The following is a 20,910-nucleotide window of genomic DNA, read 5'->3' on the forward strand; positions in this document are numbered from 1 at the left end:
TCAAACCTTGGTGTGGGGCGAAAGCGCGGGCGCCTCCGGCGGGAGTTTTCTTGGCAAAATGAAGAACGGCGGCGGTCATGGGGCGGCGGAGGCCTGCCAATCGGGGCGACGGTCCTGTATCTTGTCGATGATCTCTTGCGGGACCGTGCTGGTCTGGGCGGTATAGGTGCCGAAGACTTCGAGCGTCATGGTATCGCGCGCGGCGTGGAACCATTTGCCACAGCCATAGACATGCCGCCAGCGTTCAAAATGCACGCCCTTGGGGTTTTCCCGCATGAACAGGTATTTTTCGAAGTCGCTATCCGAGGACCCCGGACCAAAACGTTTCAGATGCGCCTCGCCGCCCGCGTGGAATTCGGTTTCCTCGGCGGTGATGCCGCAGTTGGGGCATGTCAGGGTCAGCATGGGGCGCTCCTTTCTAGGGTCGGTTGAAACGCAAAAAGGCCAGCCCCCGTGCGAGGGCCAGCCTTGATCATATTGGATAGAGTGGAAAGCGGCTTAGTTGCCGGTTGCTTCCTCGGCCGCGCCTTCAACGGCATCGGCAGCACCATCAGCCGCGCCTTCGACATTGACGTTGATGTCGCCAGAGTCGTCCATCGGGTTGCCACCGGCGAAGAAGTAAAAGCCGAAGCCAAGGACCAGAACGACGAGAACGCCGATGACGATCCCCGATCCGGTGCCGCTGGTTTTGTTGACGGTGGTGTGTGGCGCTTGGTTGTTGTCAGGCGTAGCCATGGAAATGGTCCTTCATAAACTTGATATGAAGTGCAAACCCCGTTCACGGGCAAAAAGTTCCACAGCCCCATAGGGCGGGCAGGTTTCCGCGCGCCGATCAATGCGCCACCCCGGCGGCCACGGATTCGTCGATGAACCGCCCTTCTTGGAACCGGTTCAGGCCGAAGGCATCCGTCAGCGGCGACCGTCCCTTGGCCATCAGCTCGGCCATGGCCCAGCCCGAGCCGGGGATCGCCTTGAACCCGCCGGTGCCCCAGCCACAGTTGACGAAGACGCCCTCGACCGGCGTTTTGGACAGGATCGGAGAGCGGTCCCCCGTCACATCCACAATGCCGCCCCATTGGCGCAACATCTTGAGACGGGACACCATCGGGAAGGTCTCGACCAGGGCGCGGACCGTTTCCTCGATATGGTGGAAAGAGCCGCGTTGGGTGTAGTTGTTATAGCCATCCGTCCCGCCGCCGATCACCATCTCGCCCTTGTCGGACTGGCTCATGTAGCCATGCACCGTATTGGCCATGACCACGACATCCATGCAGGGTTTGATCGGCTCTGACACCAGCGCTTGCAGGGCGACAGATTCGATCGGCAGACGGAAGCCTGCCATATCAGCCAGATGACCAGAGTGGCCGGCGACCACCATGCCCAGCTTGTCACAGTCGATATCGCCACGGTTGGTCGACACGCCCGTCACCTTGCCGTTTTCCTGACGGATGCCGATGACCTCGCATTTCTGGATCACGTCCATGCCCATGTCGGAACAGGCCCGCGCATAGCCCCAGGCCACCGCATCATGGCGTGCCGTGCCGCCACGGCGCTGCCAGAGCCCGCCCAGAACCGGATAACGTGGCCCGTCGATATTGATGATCGGCACCAGTTCCTTGACCTTTTCGGGCCCGATGAATTCGGTCTGCACCCCCTGCAGCGCGTTGGCATGGGCCGTGCGCTGATAGCCGCGCACTTCGTGATGGGTCTGCGCCAGCATGATCACGCCGCGCGGGCTGAACATGACGTTATAGTTCAGATCCTGGCTCATCGTCTCGTAAAGCGACCGCGCCTTTTCATAGATCGCGGCGGAGGGGTCTTGCAGGTAGTTGGACCGGATGATGGTGGTGTTGCGGCCCGTGTTGCCGCCCCCGAGCCAGCCTTTTTCCAGAATGGCGACATTGGTGATGCCGAAGTTTTTACCCAGGTAATAGGCCGTCGCCAGACCATGCCCCCCGGCCCCGACGATGATCACGTCATAGCGTTTCTTCGGCTGTGCATCGCGCCAGGCCCGCTGCCAGCCGGTATGATGGCGCAGGGCTTCGCGGGCGACGGCAAAGGCTGAGTATTTCTTCATGAAAGCGGTCTCCGGCAAAGATTCGTACGCCGTGGCGTAGGCTTGGCTTCTTTCTGGGTCTTCGGGCGAAAAAGAGGATACCCGGCGCGGCATTCCTTAACAGTTTTACGACATCCGCCGCAATCTGGCAAAAACCAAGCCGCCACCGCGACAAGGTGCAGCAATATGGCCTCTTTTGTCACGCCGCCGCAGCGGTTAGGTGTGCAGCAGCTATAATTACTGGACCGCATCTTTATGAGTTTCTGGATCATCGCCGCCGCCGGAGCCGCCCTTGTGACCGTGTTGCTGGCGCGTGCCCTGACCCGTGGGGCCAGCGCGCCAGCCGAGACCGGTGCCGCCCATGATGTGCAGGTCTATCGCGACCAGCTGGCCGAGGTTGAACGCGATGTCGCGCGCGGGGTGTTGCCCGAAGCCGACGCCATCCGCGTGCGCACCGAAATCTCGCGCCGTATTCTGGCCGCGGATGCTGCCGGACAAAATATTCCCGCCGCAAGTGGCACGCCGTCGCCTGTCGTCATCGTGGTGATCGCGCTGGTCTTGCTGGGCGGGAGCCTTGGGCTCTACTGGCAGTTGGGTGCGCCCGGCTATGGGGATCTGGCGTTGCAGGACCGTATCGCGCGGGCCGAAGACATGCGCCGGAACCGACCCGATCAGGCCACCGCCGAGGCAGAGCTACCCGACGCCGATTTGCCGCCCGAGCTCAGCCCCGAATATGAAGCGCTGCTGACCCGCCTGCGCGAAACGGTTGCCGCGCGGCCCGATGATGTGCAGGGCCATGTCCTGCTGGCCCAGAACGAGGCGCGCGTTGGCAACTATGCCGCCGCCGCCGCCGCGCAGGGCAAGGTTGTGCGCCTCAAGGGGGCGGAGGCCTCGATTGACGATGTGTCGGGCTATGCGGAGCTGCTGGTGATGGCGGCGGGGGGCTATGTCTCGCCCGAAGCAGAAGCGGTGTTGCGCGCGGTGCTGACCCGTGATGTCGAAAACGGCACGGCGCGGTATTATTGGGGGCTGATGCTGGTGCAAACCGGGCGCCCTGATCTGGCGTTCCGCATGTGGGACGGGTTGCTGCGCCGCGGCCCCGAAGATGCTCCGTGGATCGCGCCTATTCTGGCGCAGATCACCCCTATCGCCACGATGGCCGGTGTGGACTATACCGTGCCCGAGATTGGCAGCGGCGCGCTGCGCGGCCCCTCGGCCGAAGATATCGACGCGGCGCAGGATATGACCCCTGCCGAACGGATGGAGATGATCGGCGGCATGGTCGAAAGCCTGTCGTCGCGGCTTGCCAGCCAGGGCGGGCCGGTCGAGGATTGGGCGCGGTTGATCACGTCGCTTGGCGTTCTTGGGGAAGCGGCGCGGGCACGGGCGATTTACGAGAATGCGGTAGAGGTCTTTGCCGATGACCCCGCCGCGATGGATGATATTCAACGCGCGGGCGAACGCGCCGGGGTGACCGAATGATCTATGACGACATATCAGATTTTGCCGCCGCCCTGCCCCCGATGCAGGCGTTGATCGGGTTGGACCTTGGGGAAAAGACCATCGGCGTTGCGGTCAGCGACAGTTTTCTGTCGATTGCCACCCCGCTGGAAACCGTGCGCCGCAAGAAATTCGGGGTTGATGCCGCCCGCCTGTCAGAGATCATTGCCGCCCGCGGGATCGGCGGGGTGGTGCTGGGCCTGCCGCGCAATATGGACGGATCGGAAGGCGCGCGCTGTCAGTCGACACGGGCCTTTGCGCGGAACTTTGACCGGCTGGGAGATATTCCCATCGGGTTCTGGGACGAACGGCTGAGCACGGTCGCCGCGGAACGTGCGCTGCTGGAGGCCGATACATCGCGTCGCCGCCGCGCCGAGGTGATCGACCACGTAGCCGCGGGCTATATTCTGCAAGGGGTGCTGGACCGTTTGCGTGTGATCAAGGCGCAGGGCGCGTCGGCCTGAGGCCACATAAGCGCGACAGCGCGAGGATAAAGCGATGAGTGACGAGATCTGGAAGCGGAACGAAGTCGAAAGCCCCTGCGTGAAACTTTGCGTGGTGCACCCCGAGACGCGCCTGTGCACAGGGTGTTACCGATCCATTGACGAGATCGGCGCGTGGTCGCGTATGACGCCCGAAGAGCGCCGCAGCATCATGGCAGAGCTACCGTCGCGGGCGGGTACGTTGACGAAGCGGCGGGGGGGCCGTTCTGCGCGGCTCAAGCGTGACAGCACAGGCTGATCTGGCGAACCGTCTGGACCGTTGATGAGGATTCAGCGGGCCACGCGGTACAGAAAATCAAGCATTTCGCTGCTGGTCTGGGCCCCTTCGTGATCTTGCGGGGCGTAATTGTCATTCGCCGCTGGCACCACGGGGGTCGCCCCAAAATGCTGCGCCACGGTCACGCATTGCCACGTCGCCGCTGCGGGCACGAAGCGAAGGATATTGGTCTGCGGGTCTTGCGCTGTATCTGTCATGTTCATCTCTGCCATCTCTCGGGTCGTTCAATTTGTGCGCCGGTCGATTCGATTCTCGGTCGCCTGTCGGTAGTTTGGCTCCGACAGTGTGATATAAGTGTTAAGATATGGCAGTATTTGGGCAAAATCAGGGTAATAAACGTATCAGGCCCTGCACATTCCGGCCCAATGCCGCGGATTTAGGCAAACAACGGGCGCGTGATATCGGCCCCCTGCCCCTTGCCATGCCCGCCCCGCTATAGCATTGACCCTCCCGAACCCCCATATTTCCAGCTCGATAGACGATAAGGCCTAGACCATCATGGGACACAAATCCGATCTCACCCGCGCCGCACGGCTTTCGGTCGCCCCGATGATGGACTGGACCGACCGGCATTGTCGCTACATGCACCGGCTGTTTTCAAAGCAGACGTTGCTTTATACCGAAATGGTGACCTCGCCCGCCTTGGTACGCGGTGGCGCGTTGCATTTGCTGGATCATGATACCTCGGAGCATCCCGTGGCCTTGCAGCTTGGCGGGTCTGACCCGGACGAGCTGGCAGAGGCGGCGCGGATCGGGGCGCAGGCGGGGTATGACGAGATCAACCTGAACGTCGGCTGCCCGTCGGATCGCGTGCAATCGGGCTGTTTTGGCGCGGTGCTGATGGAGCAACCGGCGCTGGTGGCGAAATCCGTCGCGGCGATGCGCCGCGCGGTGGATGTGGACGTGACCGTCAAATGCCGGATCGGCGTGGATGACCAGAACCCCGCCGAGGTGCTGCCCGAGTTTCTGGCGCAGATCGTCGGCGCGGGCTGTGAACGGGTGACAATCCACGCGCGCAAAGCTTGGCTGCAGGGGCTCAGCCCCAAGGAAAACCGCGACATTCCTCCCTTGGACTACGAGCTGGTGCACCGGATGAAAGGGCTGTTCCCGAACCTGCATATCTCGATCAACGGAGGCATCACCTCGCTTGATCAGGCAGAGGCGTTTCTGGACGCCGGTTTGGATGGCGTGATGATCGGGCGCAGCGCCTATCATAACCCGACCGATATTCTGGCGCAGGCGGATCGCCGCATTTACGGCACCGGCGCAGACACCACGCCCGAGGATGTCGTGGCGCAGATGCTGCCCTATATCGACGCGCATATCGACGGCGGCGGCAAGCTGAACCAGATCACGCGCCATATGATGGGGCTCTTTGCCGGTCGCACCGGCGCACGGGTCTGGCGGCGCACCCTGTCCGAGCAAGCCTCCCGCCCCGGTGCCGACCGTCAGGTGCTGCTAGAGGCGCTGGACGCGATGCAAACACTGGCCGAGGCGCAAGAAGCGGTATAGCAACAGGGGCAACCGCACGACATTCAGGATCGCCCCCATGCAAGACCCCACCCTCCTTCTGCAGATTGTCCTTATGATCATGGCCATCGGTGCCTTTGCCGGTGTGCTGGCGGGGCTGCTGGGTGTCGGTGGCGGTATCGTCTTGGTGCCTGCGTTCTTCTATGCGTTCCAAGCGCTTGGCTATGACAGCCCGCAGCTGATGCAGATGTGTCTGGCGACCTCGCTGGCGACGATCATCGTGACCTCGCTGCGGTCGGTACACAGCCACAATAAAAAGGGCGCGGTCGATTGGGCGATCCTCAAGACATGGGCACCGGGGATCGTGATCGGGGCCATCATCGGGATGCTGGTGGTGGCACAGCTGCGCACGAGCGTCTTGCAGGGCATCTTTGGAGGGCTGGCGCTGGTCGTCGGACTATACATGGCCTTTGGGCGGGCGCATTGGCGCTTGGGACAGGCGATGCCCCGTGGGGCCGCGCGCGCGGCGCTGTCACCCTCTGTCGGGTTTCTATCGGTGCTGATGGGGATCGGCGGGGGCAGTTTCGGCGTGCCGCTGATGAGCCTGTTCAACGTGCCGATCCACCGTGCCGTGGCGACGGCTGCGGGGTTTGGCGTGCTGATCGCCGTGCCCTCTGTCATCGGGTTCCTGCTGGTTGATGCCGCGCCCAACAGCCCGCCGCTGACGGTGGGGGCGGTGAACCTGCCCACCTTTGCCATTGTCATCGCCATGACGCTCATCACCGCGCCGCTGGGGGTTAGACTGGCCCATGCGATGGACCCGAAACCGTTGAAACGGGTGTTTGCGGTCTTCCTGATCCTCGTGGCGCTGAACATGCTGCGCAAATCGCTGGGGCTGTAACCCGCCACGATAAGCGTTAGGCGCGCAGGATGGCGATCAGTTCGTCCTGCGACAGCGCGAAGGGCGTGCCCTTCATCGAGGATGCACCGGCGGACAGGCGCGCCACCTCTGCGTGATCCTCGGGGTTCAACCCCATCTCGGTCAATGTCCGCAGCCCCATCTGACGGGACCAATCGCGCAGGGCGGTGATCCCTGCCCCGTCTTGAACGTCGAATGTCGCATCGATCAGCTCAAGCACCCACATCAGGCGCGTGTGGATCTGCGTGCCTGCCTCTGCCTTTTCCAAGTGAGACGCAAGCACCGCGGGCAGAAGCGCGCCGCAAATCTCTCCGTGGGGGGCACCGGTCTGGCCGCCGATCACACCGGCAAAGCCATGCACCGCCCCCAGCCCCGCATTCGCCAAGGCCAGGCCACCGCAGGTGCTGACCCAAGCCATGTCGTCCCACGTTTCCGCTGCGTCTTGTTCAACCACGGCGCGCAGGGCGGCCAGCCCCTTGGGGATCGCCGCCTGACACAGCGCATCCGTCATCGGCGTCGCTTTGACCGACAGATAAGGTTCGATCACTTGCGTGACCGCATCCAGCCCCGCCGCAAGGGTAACGCGGCGCGGTGCGCCCTGCATCAGCCCGGCATCCACGATCGCGATATCGGGAATCATCCGCGCGTCGCGCAGGCTGACCTTGACCCCGTGTTCCGGCACGGCAATCACCGCGTTCTTGGTCACCTCTGCCCCCGTGCCCGCCGTGGTCGGCAGCGCGATCATCGGCAAAGGGGATGTATCGAGCGGTTTGCCGCCCCCCACCCCTTCGAGGTAGTCCAGCGGTGCCCCCGCGCAGGGGATCAGCGCCGCGAGCGCCTTGGCAAAGTCGATCACCGATCCGCCGCCAAGTGCGACAACCACATCCGGCCGATCTGCGGACACACGGGCGAGTGCGGCCTCCAACGCAGGCAGGCTCGGCTCGGACCCGCAGCTTTGTGTGGTGACCGACAGACCCGCCGCGCGGCAATCCTCGACCAACCAAGCCGCGCGCGCTGCATTGGAGCCGTGCACGATCAGCACATGCGTCCCAAAGCCAGCGGCCAGCGTGGCCGTCTGCGCGGCCTGTCCACGCCCGAAATGCAGCGCTTGCGGAGAGAAGAACGAAAACATCGGCTTAGCTGTCAGCGGCGTCTTTGTGGTAGCTGTCAAGCACGGCAACCTCGTCGCGCGAGCCAAGGATCACCGGAACGCGCTGGTGCGGTGCCGTGGGGGCGACATCCATAATCGCGCCCTGCCCCGTCGATGCAGCACCGCCTGCCGCTTCGATCACCATCGCCATCGGGTTCGCCTCGTACATCAGACGCAGCTTGCCGCCGGTCTTCTGGTTGTTGCTGTCAGCGGGGTACAAAAAGACCCCGCCACGCGTGAGAATACGGTGCACATCCGCGACCATCGACGCGGTCCAGCGCATGTTGAACGACCGGCCACGGGGGCCTTCCTTGCCGGCGACAGCCTCGTCCACATAGCGGCTGACGGGGGCATACCAATAGCGTGCGCGTGACGTGTTGATCGCATATTCCGAGGTCTCGGCGGGCACGGTCATCTTGGGGTGCGTCAGGCTGAATTCGCCGGTGTCCGGATCACTGCTGAAGCCTGCAACCTCGTCACCCTTGGTCACCACAAACATGGTCGAGGGGCCGTAGATCGCATAGCCCGCGCAAATCTGGTTACGGCCGTTGTGCAGCACGTTGCGGTCACCATCGGCCTGCACCTGCATGACCGAGAAGATCGACCCCACCGACAGGTTCACATCAAGGTTCGACGACCCGTCCAGCGGATCGAAATACAGCAGGTAGTCGCCCTTTTGCGGCTCTTTCAGCCAAGTAACCTCTTCCACCTCTTCAGACACAAGTGCTGCGACACGCGGGCTGTTGGCACACTCACGCTCGAACACATCATTGGCCATGATATCCAGCGTCTTTTGCGCCTCGCCCTGCACGTTGATCTCTCCGGCGGCACCAAGGTTGCCCTCGAAGGCACCACGACGCACGAGACCGGCGATCAGTCGCGACGCCGATGCGATGTCTTCCAGCAGAAACACCAGATCGGGGTCAAAGCTGTTTTGGGTCAGATACCGGCGAAGCGTTGGGGCTGTCATGGGGAGTTCCTTAAAAATTCAGGGTCGCGTCAACGGCCTTTTTCCAGAGCGCATATTTCGCGTCGCGCTGGTCATCGTCCATTTTCGGCGTGAATTGGGTTTCCTGTGTCCACGATTTCGCGAACTGTTCCTGATCAGGATAAACGCCCGCGTGCATCCCCGCAAGCCACGCGACCCCGAGGGCGGTGGTTTCATGCACGGTGGGCCGGTCAACGGGGGCGGCGATGATGTCGGACAGGAATTGCATGGTCCAGTCGCTGGCAGACATGCCGCCATCGACGCGCAAGGTGGGCTGCACGCCATCTGCTTTCCAGTCGGCGGACATCGCTTCGAGCAGGTCGCGTGTCTGGTAGCCGACGCTTTCCAGCGCCGCGCGGGCCATTTCGGCGGGCCCCGTACCGCGGGTCAACCCGAAGACAGCGCCGCGACAATCGGGGTTCCAATAGGGCGCACCCAGCCCGACAAAGGCAGGGACGAGTACCACGTTCTGATGCGGGTCCGCCTGTTCGGCCAGCCCTTGCGTCTCGGCCGAATCCTGAATGATCTGCAACCCGTCGCGCAACCATTGCACCACGGCCCCCGCGACAAAGATCGATCCTTCCAGCGCGTACGTCGGCTTGCCGTCGAATTGATAGGCAATGGTGGTGAGCAGCCGGTTTTCCGACCGTACCGGCGTGTCGCCCGTGTTCATCAGCGCGAAACAGCCCGTGCCGTAGGTGGATTTCAGCATCCCCGGCTCGAAACACGCCTGCCCCACCGTGGCCGCCTGCTGGTCGCCCGCGACCCCGTGGATCGGTACGGCAGCGCCCAGAACATCGGGATCGGTATGGCCGAAATCATCGGCGCAATTCTTGACCTCTGGCAACATCTCCATCGGGATGTCGAGCAGGTCACAGATCGACCGGCTCCACCGGCCTTTGCGGATGTCATAAAGCATGGTGCGCGCGGCGTTGGTGGCATCCGTCGCATGGGAGGCCCCGCCGGTCAGCTTCCAGATCAAAAAGCAATCGACAGTGCCGAACAGCAGCTCGCCCTTGGCGGCACGGTCCCGCGCGCCTTCGACGTTGTCCAATATCCACGCCAGCTTGGTGCCCGAGAAATACGGGTCCAACAACAGGCCGGTGCGGTCGGTGAACATCTCTTCGTGGCCCGCATCGCGCAGGGTGCGGCACTGGCTGGCGGTGCGGCGGTCCTGCCAGACGATGGCGTTATAGATCGGGCGGCCGGTCTGCTTGTCCCAGACCACAACCGTCTCGCGCTGGTTGGTGATGCCGATGGCGGCGATATCGCCTGCCGTGATCCCTGCCTTGTCGATCGCCCCGCGGCAGGTCGCCTGCGTGGTGCGCCACAGATCATCGGGATCATGTTCAACCCAGCCGGACTGGGGGAAATGCTGGGGGAATTCTTCCTGGGCGCTGGCAATCGACGTCATCGTGTCATCGTAAACGATGGCCCGTGTGGAGGTGGTGCCTTGGTCAATGGCAAGGATATACGTCATGCGCGTCCCTTTGGAAGTGTAGCAACCGTCAGATGGTGCCGTATCCTAGCAAGGGTCGGCAGGCCCGACCAGATGTCAGGGCAATGACGGATGTCGGCGTTGTTGGAAAATCAAAGGTTCCGGGGCCAGCGAACCGGCCCCGGAAAGAGTGGCTTACTGCCAGGATTTGATCAGCTCATCATAGGCGATGGTCTGTGGCTCTTCGTCTTCGCTTTCCAGTTTCGCTTTGGGCGAACCGGGCTGGGACAGCCAGTACTCTGGGTCACGCTCTTCGTTCATCTTGGGGCCAATGTCCCCTTGAACGCCGGCACGCTCCAGACGGATCAGGACTTTTTCCTGATCGGCGCACAGGGCATCAAGCGCTTCCTGAGGGGTCTTCGCACCGGACATGGCGTCGCCGATGTTCTGCCACCACAGCTGCGCCAGCTTTGGATAGTCAGGCACGTTGGTACCAGTTGGGGACCACTGAACGCGCGCGGGCGAACGGTAGAATTCAACCAGACCACCCAGTTTCGGTGCACGCTCTGTAAAGCTTTCGTGCTGGATCGACGATTCACGGATGAAGGTCAGGCCAACGTGGCTTTTCTTGACGTCCACAGTCTTGGAGGTGACGAACTGCGCATAGAGCCATGCGGCCTGTGCACGGTCCACCGGAGTGGATTTCATCAGCGTCCACGACCCGGCATCCTGATACCCGATCTTGGTGCCTTCGGTCCAATAAGCACCGTGGGGCGAAGGTGCCATGCGCCATTTCGGCGTGCCATCTTCGTTCATCACGGGCAGGTCAGGCTCTACCGACGCGGCGGTAAAGGCGGTGTACCAGAACATCTGCTGGGCCACGTTGCCCTGCGCCGGAATCGGGCCCGCCTCAGAGAAGGTCATGCCCGCAGCCGCCGGAGGCGAATACTTCTGCAGCCATTCGATCGCTTTGGTCACGGCATAGACCGCTGCTGGCCCGTTTGTGGCACCGCCACGCGCAACGCAAGAACCCACAGGCTGCGAGTTTTCGTTGACGCGGATACCCCATTCGTCGACGGGCAGACCGTTTGGCTCGCCTACGTCACCGGCACCGGCCATCGACAGCCACGCATCGGTGTAGCGCCAGCCAAGCGACGGGTCTTTCTTGCCGTAGTCCATGTTGCCAAAGACTTCGCCTTCGACGCCAAGACGCGACAGGTCGCGACCGGTGAAGAACTCGGCGATGTCCTCATATGCGGACCAGTTGACCGGAACACCCAGATCGTAGCCATATTTCTCTTTGAAATCAGCTTTGTTCTGTTCGTCGTTGAACCAATCGTAGCGGAACCAATACAGGTTCGCGAACTGCTGGTCGGGCAGTTGGTAGATCTTGCCATCGGGGCCGGTGGTGAACGACAGGCCGATGAAGTCTTCGAGGTCGAGACCGGGGTTGGTCACGGCCTTGCCTTCGCCTTCCATCCAGTCGGACAGGTTGCGGGCTTGCTGATAGCGCCAGTGCGTCCCGATCAGGTCGGAATCGTTGATATAGGCGTCATAGATGTTCTCGCCCGACTGCATTTGCGTTTGCAGCTTTTCGACAACGTCACCTTCGCCGATCAGGTCATGGGTGACCTTGATGCCGGTGATCGCTTCGAAAGCGGGGGCCAGAACGGTGGATTCGTAGGTGTGCGTGCCGATTGTCTCGGACACGACGTTGATCGACATGCCCTCGAACGGTTTTGCAGCGTCGATAAAGAACTGCAGTTCGGCTTCCTGGTCTTCCCGCGACAGCGCGGAGAGATCGCCGATTTCTTTATCAAGGAAAGCCTTTGCGGCCTCCATGTCGGCGAACGCAGGTGCGGCAAACATGCAAGCCGCAAGCCCGATCGCAGTCGTTCCCTTTAAGCGCAAGTTCATGATGTTCCTCCCTAGAATTGAACATTTGAGAGGTCCGGTTCTTGCAGGCCGGCCCCCCTTATTTTCCTTTCCTAGACCCAGCGGAAAACCGCGATGGCATAGAAAAGGCAGACAACCAATGCCCCCCATTGGGGCGCACTGAGCAGCCCGAGCCAAGCCAGATTGATAAAGGCCGAGCCCAGAAGCGTGATGAACAACCGGTCACCGCGCGTCGTTTCCATCCCCAGTATACCGGCACGCGGCACTTCGGGGAATTTGATTGCAAGGATCGTAAAGGTGATCAGCGTCACCGCGATGATCCCAAAGAAAGCGGCGGTGGGCCAAGTCCAAGCCATCCAGTCCATAGTGTTTCCTCCGGTCTTTCTTTGTTAAACGCGGCCCAAGGCAAAGCCTTTGGCGATGTAGTTGCGCACGAAATAGATCACCAAGGCCCCCGGCACGATGGTCAGCACCCCTGCTGCGGCCAGCACACCCCAGTCGATCCCGGCGGCGCCCACGGTACGGGTCATGGTGGCGGCAATCGGCTTGGCGTCCACGCTGGTCAGCGTCCGGCTCAGCAACAGCTCAACCCAGCTGAACATGAACAGGAAGAAGGCCGTGACCCCGATCCCCGAGGCGACCAGCGGCGTGAAGATGCGGATGAAAAAGCGCGGGAAGCTGTAGCCGTCGATATAGGCCGTCTCGTCGATCTCTTTCGGGACGCCGCGCATGAACCCTTCGAGGATCCACACCGCCAGCGGCACGTTGAACAGACAATGCGCCAGCGCCACAGCAATATGCGTGTCGAACAACCCGACGGAGCTATAAAGCTGGAAGAACGGCAGCGCGAAAACCGCGGGCGGGGCCATCCGGTTGGTCAGCAGCCAGAAGAACAGGTGCTTGTCGCCCATGAAGCTGTAGCGCGAGAAGGCATAGGCCGCCGGCAGCGCCACCGCGAGCGAGATCACCATGTTCATTACCACATAAGCCATCGAGTTCAGATAGCCCGTGTACCATGACGCATCCGTCAGGATCGTCATATAGTTGTCGAAGGTCAGATCACGCGGCCACAGGGTAAAGCTGTTGAGGATCTCTGTGTTGGTCTTGAGGCTCATGTTCAGCAGCCAATAGATCGGCAGCAGCAAGAACAGCAGATAGAGCGCCATGACAATCGCATTGCCCTTGATCTTGGGCAGGGCAAACCCTCTTTTTTGTGCAAGATCAGACATCAGTGGCCATCCCTTTTATCGAGGTTCGTCATCACGGTGTAGAACACATAGGAGATCAGCAGGATCACCAGATAATACATGATCGAGAACGCCGCCGCAGGACCAAGGTCAAACTGTCCGAGCGCCATCTTGACCAGATCGATCGACAGGAAGGTGGTAGAGTTACCAGGCCCCCCGCCCGTCACGACGAACGGTTCGGTGTAGATCATGAAGCTGTCCATAAACCGCAGCAGGATCGCGATCATCAGAACCCCCATCATCTTGGGCAGCTCGATATAGCGGAAGACTTTCCAGCGGCTCGCTTGGTCGATCTTGGCCGCCTGATAGTAAGCATCGGGGATGGATTGCAGACCGGCATAGGCCAGCAGCGCCACCAGTGACGTCCAGTGCCAGACATCCATCACGATCACAGTGATCCATGCGGCATAGAAATCCTGGGTGTAGTTATAGTCGATGCCCAAGGCCGACAGCGTGTAGCCCAACAGGCCAATGTCCACGCGGCCAAAGATTTGCCAGATGGTGCCCACAACGTTCCACGGGATCAGCAGCGGCAGCGACATCAGAACCAGACAAAGCGAGGCCCAGAACCCTTTCTTGGGCATGTTCAGCGCCACAAAGATCCCCAACGGGATTTCAATGGCCAGAATGATCACCGAAAAGGCGATCTGGCGGCCCAAGGCGTTCCACATCCGCTCTGATTCAATCATCTCGCGGAACCAGTCGAGGCCAGCCCAGAAGAACTGGTTGTTCCCGAAGGTATCTTGCACCGAATAGTTCACCACGGTCATCAGCGGGATCACGGCAGAGAAAGCCACCAGCAGCAGCACGGGCAGCACAAGGAACCAGGCCTTTTGATTGACGGTCTTGTTCATGACGCGGTCCTTTCAGCGAGGGTCAGCGGGAAAGCGGCGGATTGGATCATCTTAGGCCCCCTGCGGCGCAACGCGCCAGCTGTTGGCATAGACATTCACCCCGGCTGGGTCGAAAACAATGCGGTTCATATCCGGCGAAATCTCGGCGCCTTCTTCGGCGATCACGTTGATTTCACTGCCATTAAAGTCAGCACGCACGATCTTGTGGCGGCCCACGTCCTCGATCCGCTTGATCGTGACAGGCAGCCCCGCCGCGCCCGTGGCAAGCCGTGTGAATTCGGGCCGCACGCCCAGTTCGACCTTGCCGTCCAGCGGCGCAAAGCCGTGGCCCAAGTCGATCTCGTGGCCGCCAATGACGGCCTTGTCGCCGGTCACCGTCGCGTCGAGCACATTCATACCGGGTGAGCCGATGAAATAGCCCACGAAGGTGTGCTGTGGTGTCTCGAACAGCTCTTGCGGGGTGCCCATCTGCACAACGCGGCCGTCATACATCACGACGACTTTGTCAGCAAAGGTCAGCGCCTCTGTCTGGTCGTGGGTCACATAGATCATGGTGTGACCGAATTCATGGTGCAGTGATTTCAACTGCGTGCGCAGCTCCCACTTCATATGGGGGTCGATCACGGTCAGCGGCTCGTCGAACAGCAGCGCGTTCACGTCCTCGCGCACCATCCCCCGCCCGAGCGAGATTTTCTGTTTCGCATCCGCCGTCAGCCCGCGCGCCTTGCGGTTCAGCATGTCCTCCATGCCGATCATCCCCGCGATCTGCTGCACGCGCTGCGCGACATAGGCCGCATCCGCGCCCCGGTTGCGCAGCGGGAACGCCAGATTGTCGCGCACGGTCATCGTGTCATAGACCACCGGAAACTGGAAAACCTGCGCGATGTTGCGCTTGGTCGTGGGGTCGTTGGTCACGTCACGGTCGTTGAACAGGATGCGGCCCTGACTGGGGTGCAGCAGGCCCGAGATGATGTTCAGCAACGTGGATTTACCACAGCCCGACGCGCCCAAAAGCGCATAGGCCTCACCGTCCACCCAGTCGTGGTTCAGCTCTTTCAGCGCAAAGTCATCTTCGCTGGTGGGGTTGGGCAAATAGGAATGCGCCAGGTTATCAAGGGTGATTTTTGCCATTGGTCCGGTCCTCCCTCAGGCCGCTGCCGCATAGGATGCGGGGGCCACGGATGTGCCGTCTTCGGCAAAGATGTAAACATGTGTCGGGTCAAGATAGACGTTCAGCGGAGCCCCGATCTTGAGGTCTTTGACCCCGTGCACCAGACCGACCCAGTTTTCACCGTGGTGATCAAGGTGGATAAAGGTTTCCGACCCTGTGATCTCGGTCACGTTCAGCTTGCCCGCAAACTCCAGCGCGTCGTCAGACTGCTTGGACAGTTCAAGGTGGTTGGGGCGGAAGCCCGCAACATAGCTGCCATCGGCCACGGTCTTGAAGTTCCCGAAGGTCGCGACCTTGTTGCCATCACCAAAAGTCAGCGTGTCGCCGGCCTTGGTGATGTTGAGGAAGTTCATCGGCGGGTCAGAGAAGACGCGCGCGGTCGTGGCATCAACCGGCTGGCGGTAGACCACGGGGGTCAGGCCGAACTGCGTGATGCGTCCTTCCCACAATGTGGCGGTATGCCCGCCCAGCAAAAGCGCCTCTTCCGGTTCGGTCGTGGCATAGACGAAGATCGAGCCTGCTTCCTCAAAGATTTTCGGGATTTCGGCCCGCAGCTCTTCGCGCAGCTTGTAGTCGAGGTTCGCCAGCGGTTCGTCCAGCAACACCAGCCCCGCGTCCTTGACCAAAGCCCGCGCAAGCGCGCAGCGTTGCTGTTGCCCGCCCGACAGTTCCAGCGGCTTGCGGTCCAGCATCGGCGTCAACTGCATCAGATCGGCGGCCTTGCGCACGGCGCTGTCGATCTCGTCCTTGGATTTGCCCAGCAACCGCATGGGGCTGGCGATGTTGTTGTAGACGGTCATCGACGGGTAGTTGATGAACTGCTGATACACCATCGCCACACCGCGATCCTGAACGCGCATGCCGGTGACATCCTCGCCGTTCCAGATCACCTTGCCGGTGTTGGGTACATCCAGCCCCGCCATCAACCGCATCAGGGAAGTCTTGCCCGCAGATGTCGGCCCCAGCAGCACGTTCATGGTGCCGGACTGCAGCTCAAGATCTGTCGGATGAATATGCGTCTGGCCGTTTACGACCTTGGACACGCCTTGCAAAACGAGCGACATGTTCCTCTCCCCTTCACGCGCCAGTGGCGGCTGTAGTGTTGTCGGCGGGCGTGGCGGTGGTTTCCACCATCCATGCTTCCAACGTGTTCAATTCATCCGCGTCAAGCCGCAGGCCCAGTTTGGACCGGCGCCAGATGATGTCGTCAGCGGTGCGGGCAAATTCCTTGTCGATCAGCCACTTGGCCTCACGCTCGGTCAGGGTCGCACCGAAATCACGCCCCAGATCTGCCGCGGTTTGCGCGTCGCCCAAGACATCAAATGCCTCGCGCCCGTAGGCTTTGACCAGACGATCCGCCCAACGTTGGGTCAAAAAGCCGTAGCGGTCCTGCAACTCTTGTTTCAACGCCGCCACGCCGTCTACCGGAAAATCGCCGCCAGGCAAGGCGACACCCGCCGTCCAGGGTTTGGCGTCATTGGCAAAATAGGGCTGGATCTTCTCTAGCGCGCTTTCGGCCAGACGGCGGTAGGTGGTGATCTTGCCGCCAAAGACGTTCAGCACCGGCGCACCGGCGGATGTGTCGACCTTCAGCACATAGTCCCGCGTCGCCGCCGTGGCAGAGCTCGCCCCGTCGTTATACAGCGGGCGCACGCCGGAGTAGGTCCAGACGATATCGTCGGTGGTGATCTGCTTTTTCAGGTATTTGGACGCAAAACGTACGAGGTAGTCCTGCTCCTCGGGGGTGCAGACCGGCTTTTCGGACACATCCGTGTGGTCGGCATCTGTGGTGCCGATCAGGGTAAAATCCGTCTCGTAAGGAATGGTAAAGATGATACGCCCGTCTTCGCCTTGGAAGAAGTAGCATTTGTCGTGGTCATACAGCTTGGGCGTCACGATATGGCTGCCCCGCACCAGCCGCACCCCTTCCGAGGAATTGATGCGCACGGTGTTGCGGATCACGTTTTCCACCCAAGGGCCACCGGCGTTGACCAGCATCTTGGCCTGTACCACGCGTTGGGGGCCGCCGTCTTTCGGTTCCAGCGTGACCTGCCACATGCCGTCGACCTGCTCGGCAGAAACAACCTTGGTGCGGGTGTTGATCCGCGCACCACGGGTTTGGGCGTCGCGGGCGTTCAGCACCACCAGACGGCTGTCTTCGATCCAGCAGTCGGAATACTCATAGGCTTTTTCGAACTTGTCCTGCAGCGGTGCCCCCTCGGGGGCCTGCGTCAGATCGACCGCGGTCGTCCCCTTGAGGATCTGCCGCCCGCCCAGATTGTCATACATGAACAGACCCAAGCGGATCAGCCACGCAGGGCGACGCCCCTTCATCCACGGCATGAACACGTTGAGCAGCTTTGAGGTGGGCGTATCCCCCTCGAACCGCATATCCTTATGATAAGGCAGCACAAACCGCATCGGCCAAGAGATATGCGGCATCGCTTTCAGCAGGGTTTCGCGTTCGATCAACGCCTCGCGGACAAGGCGGACCTCCCAGTATTCCAGATAGCGCAGCCCGCCGTGAAACAGCTTGGTCGAGGCCGAGGATGTTGCCGAGGCCAGATCGTTCATCTCTGCCAGCTCGACGCTAAACCCACGGCCCACGGCGTCGCGTGCAATGCCGCAGCCGTTGATCCCTCCGCCGATCACAAAGAGATCGACGCTGTGTTCTGTTTCAAGCTGGCTCAATGAAGCCTCCCCGCATCATTTTCGCGTCTCGCAGCTAGGTTTGCGGGACGTCGTGACAAAAGACACCAAGCCCCTTCGTTTTTCAAGATCGAACGTTCGTTTCTTTTCGTTTTCGACTATAGCCTTGATTTTAGGCGCATTAATCCTTCGCCTGACGCGCATTTCTGCGCCTTACAGACGATATACCACGATTCGCGGCCTTGACGTGCTTCGCTTTCCGTAGATTGTAAGTTTTGGTCGGGCGTGCAGAAACCTTGGGCATCCCCAGCCAAAGACGGGGGGATCTATGTCAAATTTCAGACAGCGCGAGATTTTGGAGCTGGCGCGCAAGGACGGCAAAGTCACCGTCGACGGGCTGGCAGAGGCGTATAATGTTACCGTGCAGACCATCCGCCGCGACCTGTCCGAGCTTGCTGAAAGCGGCAAGCTGGAACGGGTGCATGGCGGCGCGGTGATCCCGTCGGGGGTGGTGAATATCGTCTATGACGAACGCCGTCGCCTGAACGAGGAAGGCAAACGCGCCATCGCCGAACATTGCGCGCAGGCTATACCGCATGGGGCGTCGGTGTTCATGAACATCGGCACCAGTACCGAGGCAGTCGCGCAGGAAATGCTGCATCACGAAAACCTGCTGGTGGTGACGAACAACCTCAACATTGCCAACATTCTTGCCGCCAACCAAAGCTGCGAGATTATCCTGACAGGCGGCGTCTTGCGCCGTGCGGATGGTGGCATGGTGGGCGGGCTGACTGCCGAGATGGTCAAGCAGTTCAAGTTCGATTTCTCGGTTCTGGGCTGTTCTGCCATTGATACGGATGGCGATCTGCTGGATTTCGACGGGCAAGAGGTGCTGGTCAGCCGGTCCGCCATCGGGCGGTCACGCACGGTGATGGTCGTGGCCGACCACCTGAAGTTCCAGCGCAAGGCCCCGCTGACGATCTGTTCGCTGCGCGATGTGAACACGCTGTTCACCGACCACCACCTACCCGATGCGCTCAAGGCGGAATGCGCGGGCTGGGGCACCTCGGTTGTGACCGCCTGACCCAAGCATGGACAGAGCCCCATGAAGCAGCATGACCCGCGCGGCTGGCTTTTTGTCGCCCCCGCCTGCCTTTTGCTGGGGGTGGTCGGGCTGATCCCGCTGGTCACCGTCATCAACTATTCGTTCTTCGAGATTTTCACCCTGCAATCGCGCTTCTGGATCGGGACAGAGTGGTTCCGCGACCTGATCACCGCCCCGCGTTTCTGGGCGAGCTTCGGGCGCAGCGCGCTGTTCTCGACCTTTGTGCTGTGCATCCAGATCCCGCTGGGGATCGCGCTGGCCCTGTGCATCCCGCGCGGACGGATCTGGGCGGGTGCGGCCTTGGCTGTGCTGTCGCTGCCGCTGCTGGTACCGTGGAACATGATCCCTGCGCTCTGGCTGAGCCTGATGGATGGCGACACAGGCATTTTGGGACAGTGGCTGGCGGGCTACGGTTGGCCCGCCGCGTGGAAGAACAGCGCCGTGCTGACCTGGGTGGTGATCTTGGCAATGGACACGTGGCACTGGACCAGCCTTGTGGTCATCCTCGCCTATAGCGCGCTGACCACGATCCCCGATCCGCTTTATCAGGCGGCCGCCATCGATGGGGCGCGTCCGTGGCAGGTGTTTCGCCATATCCAACTGCCGCGGTTGCAGCATGTGCTGCTCATGGCGGTGCTGCTGCGGTTCATGGACAGTTTCATGATCTACACCGAGGCCTTTCCGATCAATGCCGGCGGCCCGGCCGAGGCCAGCCTGTTCCTCGCCGTGGATCTGGGCGAGGAGATCAAGGCGTTCAACTACGGCCCCTCGGCCGCGCGGTCGGTGCTATATTTCCTGATCGTGCTATCGGTCGCATGGGTCTTTACCAAGGTGCAGGCCAAGCTTGACGATCCCAAACCGGGGGTGCCGTGATGATACCGCGTCGGGCATGGCCCGTGATCAAACTGGCGATGCTGGGGGCGTTCATCCTCTTCACCATCCTGCCACTGGTACAGATGACGGTGCTGAGCTTTACCGCGACGCTGGCGCAGGACGGGCTGAGCTTGGGCGAGACGACGCTGCGCAACTATCGCGCCATCTGGGCCGATCCGAGCTTGCGCGCGGCCTTTGGCAATTCAGTCGCCTATGTGCTGATCAATATCGCGATCACCATCCCCGTCGCCCTGCCCGCAGCCTTTGCCTTTGCGCGGCTGTCGTTTCTGGGGGACAAACACCTGTTCTTCAGCTTCATCGCCTTTCGCATCACCCCGCCCGTGGTGCTGACCCTGCCGATCTTCCAGCTTTTCTCGGTGCTTGGCATCGTCAACTCGGTCACTGGCATCGCGCTGGCCCATTGTCTGTTCAACCTGCCGGTGTCGATCTGGATTCTGCAGGGCTTCATCGCCGCCGTCCCGCGAGAAATGGACGAGACGGCGTTCCTTGATGGCTATTCGCGCCCCCGCTATATCTGGAAAATCCTGCTGCCGCAGATCGCGCCCGGCATCGCGGTGACTGCGTTTTTCTGCTTTATGTTCAGCTGGGTAGAAGTCGTCTTTGCCCGCATCCTGACCACCACCAACGGCAAGCCGATCTCTATGGCGCTCAGCGCGATGTTCGGCTTTCAGACGGATATCGGGATGGTCATGGCCTTTACGCTGACCTCTATGCTGCCCGGCGCATTGCTGCTGTTTGCCATGCGCAATCATCTGTCCCGCGGGTTCAAGGTCGGGCGGGTCTAGAGCCCGCC

22 protein-coding genes are annotated in these 20,910 nt (G+C 61.4%); 8 read left to right on the plus strand and 14 right to left on the minus strand.

Annotation, left to right across the window (positions count from 1 at the left end; translation table 11 throughout):
- Positions 1-75: 75 nt before the first annotated feature.
- The 3 genes from IV89_RS11150 to IV89_RS11160 form a co-directional block, all read right to left on the minus strand.
- Positions 76-405 carry a sarcosine oxidase subunit delta gene (locus IV89_RS11150; RefSeq protein WP_009826638.1) on the minus strand — a complete coding sequence of 110 codons (330 nt, stop codon included), beginning with the start codon at positions 403-405 and terminating at the stop codon, positions 76-78.
- A gap of 93 nt (positions 406-498) precedes the next feature.
- Positions 499-735 (minus strand): hypothetical protein, encoded by a 237-nt coding sequence (locus IV89_RS11155; protein WP_005852605.1) that lies wholly within the window; start codon positions 733-735, stop codon positions 499-501.
- 97 nt (positions 736-832) lie between these two features.
- Positions 833-2,077, minus strand: coding sequence for a sarcosine oxidase subunit beta family protein (locus IV89_RS11160; RefSeq protein WP_037944986.1), 1,245 nt, complete (start codon positions 2,075-2,077; stop codon positions 833-835).
- A 234-nt stretch (positions 2,078-2,311) separates the two neighbouring features.
- Here IV89_RS11160 and ccmI point away from each other — a divergent pair, with 234 nt between their 5' ends.
- The 3 genes from ccmI to IV89_RS11175 are packed head-to-tail and all read left to right on the plus strand — an operon-like array spanning position 2,312 to position 4,297.
- A complete protein-coding gene (gene ccmI / locus IV89_RS11165; RefSeq protein ID WP_037943922.1) occupies positions 2,312-3,538 on the plus strand; it encodes a c-type cytochrome biogenesis protein CcmI in 1,227 nt (408 codons plus the stop codon).
- Entirely contained in the window at positions 3,535-4,020 is a 486-nt protein-coding gene (ruvX, locus tag IV89_RS11170; protein ID WP_037943920.1) for a Holliday junction resolvase RuvX, read from the plus strand. The genes ccmI and ruvX overlap by 4 nt, the downstream gene beginning before the upstream one ends.
- Before the next feature lie 34 nt (positions 4,021-4,054).
- Positions 4,055-4,297, plus strand: a complete 243-nt coding sequence (locus IV89_RS11175; RefSeq protein ID WP_037943919.1) for a DUF1289 domain-containing protein — start codon at positions 4,055-4,057, stop codon at positions 4,295-4,297.
- 32 nt (positions 4,298-4,329) lie between these two features.
- Here the strand turns inward: IV89_RS11175 and IV89_RS11180 are convergent, their stop codons facing one another.
- Positions 4,330-4,533, minus strand: a complete 204-nt coding sequence (locus tag IV89_RS11180; RefSeq protein WP_235183771.1) for a hypothetical protein — start codon at positions 4,531-4,533, stop codon at positions 4,330-4,332.
- Positions 4,534-4,834: 301 nt separating this feature from the next.
- Between IV89_RS11180 and dusA the strand changes: the two genes are divergently transcribed.
- Positions 4,835-5,848: a tRNA dihydrouridine(20/20a) synthase DusA gene (gene dusA / locus IV89_RS11185; RefSeq protein ID WP_037943917.1), complete on the plus strand. Its 1,014-nt coding sequence runs from the start codon at positions 4,835-4,837 to the stop codon at positions 5,846-5,848.
- A gap of 37 nt (positions 5,849-5,885) precedes the next feature.
- Positions 5,886-6,707: a sulfite exporter TauE/SafE family protein gene (locus IV89_RS11190; RefSeq protein WP_037943915.1), complete on the plus strand. Its 822-nt coding sequence runs from the start codon at positions 5,886-5,888 to the stop codon at positions 6,705-6,707.
- Between the two features lie 16 nt (positions 6,708-6,723).
- Here IV89_RS11190 and IV89_RS11195 read toward each other — a convergent pair whose 3' ends face one another.
- The 10 genes from IV89_RS11195 to glpD form a co-directional block, all read right to left on the minus strand.
- A complete protein-coding gene (locus tag IV89_RS11195) occupies positions 6,724-7,857 on the minus strand; it encodes an iron-containing alcohol dehydrogenase (protein ID WP_037943914.1) in 1,134 nt (377 codons plus the stop codon).
- A gap of 4 nt (positions 7,858-7,861) precedes the next feature.
- Positions 7,862-8,845: a class 1 fructose-bisphosphatase gene (locus IV89_RS11200; RefSeq protein WP_009826630.1), complete on the minus strand. Its 984-nt coding sequence runs from the start codon at positions 8,843-8,845 to the stop codon at positions 7,862-7,864.
- Positions 8,846-8,855: 10 nt separating this feature from the next.
- Positions 8,856-10,343 carry a glycerol kinase GlpK gene (gene glpK, locus IV89_RS11205; RefSeq protein ID WP_037943913.1) on the minus strand — a complete coding sequence of 496 codons (1,488 nt, stop codon included), beginning with the start codon at positions 10,341-10,343 and terminating at the stop codon, positions 8,856-8,858.
- Between the two features lie 153 nt (positions 10,344-10,496).
- The gene (locus IV89_RS11210) at positions 10,497-12,218 is read right to left on the minus strand and encodes an ABC transporter substrate-binding protein (RefSeq protein WP_037943910.1); all 1,722 of its coding nucleotides are present in this window, start codon (positions 12,216-12,218) and stop codon (positions 10,497-10,499) included.
- A 71-nt stretch (positions 12,219-12,289) separates the two neighbouring features.
- Positions 12,290-12,562, minus strand: a complete 273-nt coding sequence (locus IV89_RS11215) for a DUF2160 domain-containing protein (protein WP_005852584.1) — start codon at positions 12,560-12,562, stop codon at positions 12,290-12,292.
- A gap of 24 nt (positions 12,563-12,586) precedes the next feature.
- Positions 12,587-13,426 (minus strand): carbohydrate ABC transporter permease, encoded by an 840-nt coding sequence (locus tag IV89_RS11220; RefSeq protein WP_009826627.1) that lies wholly within the window; start codon positions 13,424-13,426, stop codon positions 12,587-12,589.
- Complete coding sequence (locus IV89_RS11225) at positions 13,426-14,298, minus strand: sugar ABC transporter permease (protein ID WP_037943909.1); 873 nt, start codon at positions 14,296-14,298, stop codon at positions 13,426-13,428. The genes IV89_RS11220 and IV89_RS11225 overlap by 1 nt, the downstream gene beginning before the upstream one ends.
- A gap of 51 nt (positions 14,299-14,349) precedes the next feature.
- A complete protein-coding gene (locus tag IV89_RS11230; RefSeq protein ID WP_005852578.1) occupies positions 14,350-15,429 on the minus strand; it encodes an ABC transporter ATP-binding protein in 1,080 nt (359 codons plus the stop codon).
- A 15-nt stretch (positions 15,430-15,444) separates the two neighbouring features.
- Positions 15,445-16,533: an ABC transporter ATP-binding protein gene (locus tag IV89_RS11235; RefSeq protein WP_005852576.1), complete on the minus strand. Its 1,089-nt coding sequence runs from the start codon at positions 16,531-16,533 to the stop codon at positions 15,445-15,447.
- A gap of 13 nt (positions 16,534-16,546) precedes the next feature.
- Positions 16,547-18,160: a glycerol-3-phosphate dehydrogenase gene (glpD, locus tag IV89_RS11240; RefSeq protein ID WP_037943907.1), complete on the minus strand. Its 1,614-nt coding sequence runs from the start codon at positions 18,158-18,160 to the stop codon at positions 16,547-16,549.
- A 286-nt stretch (positions 18,161-18,446) separates the two neighbouring features.
- Here glpD and IV89_RS11245 point away from each other — a divergent pair, with 286 nt between their 5' ends.
- From IV89_RS11245 to IV89_RS11255, 3 genes are read left to right on the plus strand one after another with little or no spacing between them, the layout of a single operon-like run.
- Positions 18,447-19,202, plus strand: coding sequence for a DeoR/GlpR family DNA-binding transcription regulator (locus tag IV89_RS11245; RefSeq protein WP_037943905.1), 756 nt, complete (start codon positions 18,447-18,449; stop codon positions 19,200-19,202).
- A 21-nt stretch (positions 19,203-19,223) separates the two neighbouring features.
- On the plus strand, positions 19,224-20,096 hold the full coding sequence (locus tag IV89_RS11250) for a sugar ABC transporter permease (RefSeq protein WP_037943904.1): 873 nt from the start codon (positions 19,224-19,226) through the stop codon (positions 20,094-20,096).
- Positions 20,096-20,902: a carbohydrate ABC transporter permease gene (locus tag IV89_RS11255; protein ID WP_051843949.1), complete on the plus strand. Its 807-nt coding sequence runs from the start codon at positions 20,096-20,098 to the stop codon at positions 20,900-20,902. The genes IV89_RS11250 and IV89_RS11255 overlap by 1 nt, the downstream gene beginning before the upstream one ends.
- Positions 20,903-20,910: the final 8 nt, after the last annotated feature.

It is taken from the genome of Sulfitobacter sp. CB2047 (genome assembly GCF_000735125.2).
In the GTDB taxonomy this organism is placed as follows: domain Bacteria; phylum Pseudomonadota; class Alphaproteobacteria; order Rhodobacterales; family Rhodobacteraceae; genus Sulfitobacter; species Sulfitobacter pontiacus.

Coding starts and splice junctions, on each gene's coding strand:
- IV89_RS11150 (WP_009826638.1), bottom strand. CDS start 405: ATGCTGACCCTGACATGCCCCAACTGCGGCATCACCGCCGAGGAAACC.
- IV89_RS11155 (WP_005852605.1), bottom strand. CDS start 735: ATGGCTACGCCTGACAACAACCAAGCGCCACACACCACCGTCAACAAA.
- IV89_RS11160 (WP_037944986.1), bottom strand. CDS start 2,077: ATGAAGAAATACTCAGCCTTTGCCGTCGCCCGCGAAGCCCTGCGCCAT.
- ccmI (WP_037943922.1), top strand. CDS start 2,312: ATGAGTTTCTGGATCATCGCCGCCGCCGGAGCCGCCCTTGTGACCGTG.
- ruvX (WP_037943920.1), top strand. CDS start 3,535: ATGATCTATGACGACATATCAGATTTTGCCGCCGCCCTGCCCCCGATG.
- IV89_RS11175 (WP_037943919.1), top strand. CDS start 4,055: ATGAGTGACGAGATCTGGAAGCGGAACGAAGTCGAAAGCCCCTGCGTG.
- IV89_RS11180 (WP_235183771.1), bottom strand. CDS start 4,533: ATGACAGATACAGCGCAAGACCCGCAGACCAATATCCTTCGCTTCGTG.
- dusA (WP_037943917.1), top strand. CDS start 4,835: ATGGGACACAAATCCGATCTCACCCGCGCCGCACGGCTTTCGGTCGCC.
- IV89_RS11190 (WP_037943915.1), top strand. CDS start 5,886: ATGCAAGACCCCACCCTCCTTCTGCAGATTGTCCTTATGATCATGGCC.
- IV89_RS11195 (WP_037943914.1), bottom strand. CDS start 7,857: ATGTTTTCGTTCTTCTCTCCGCAAGCGCTGCATTTCGGGCGTGGACAG.
- IV89_RS11200 (WP_009826630.1), bottom strand. CDS start 8,845: ATGACAGCCCCAACGCTTCGCCGGTATCTGACCCAAAACAGCTTTGAC.
- glpK (WP_037943913.1), bottom strand. CDS start 10,343: ATGACGTATATCCTTGCCATTGACCAAGGCACCACCTCCACACGGGCC.
- IV89_RS11210 (WP_037943910.1), bottom strand. CDS start 12,218: ATGAACTTGCGCTTAAAGGGAACGACTGCGATCGGGCTTGCGGCTTGC.
- IV89_RS11215 (WP_005852584.1), bottom strand. CDS start 12,562: ATGGACTGGATGGCTTGGACTTGGCCCACCGCCGCTTTCTTTGGGATC.
- IV89_RS11220 (WP_009826627.1), bottom strand. CDS start 13,426: ATGTCTGATCTTGCACAAAAAAGAGGGTTTGCCCTGCCCAAGATCAAG.
- IV89_RS11225 (WP_037943909.1), bottom strand. CDS start 14,298: ATGAACAAGACCGTCAATCAAAAGGCCTGGTTCCTTGTGCTGCCCGTG.
- IV89_RS11230 (WP_005852578.1), bottom strand. CDS start 15,429: ATGGCAAAAATCACCCTTGATAACCTGGCGCATTCCTATTTGCCCAAC.
- IV89_RS11235 (WP_005852576.1), bottom strand. CDS start 16,533: ATGTCGCTCGTTTTGCAAGGCGTGTCCAAGGTCGTAAACGGCCAGACG.
- IV89_RS11245 (WP_037943905.1), top strand. CDS start 18,447: ATGTCAAATTTCAGACAGCGCGAGATTTTGGAGCTGGCGCGCAAGGAC.
- IV89_RS11250 (WP_037943904.1), top strand. CDS start 19,224: ATGAAGCAGCATGACCCGCGCGGCTGGCTTTTTGTCGCCCCCGCCTGC.
- IV89_RS11255 (WP_051843949.1), top strand. CDS start 20,096: ATGATACCGCGTCGGGCATGGCCCGTGATCAAACTGGCGATGCTGGGG.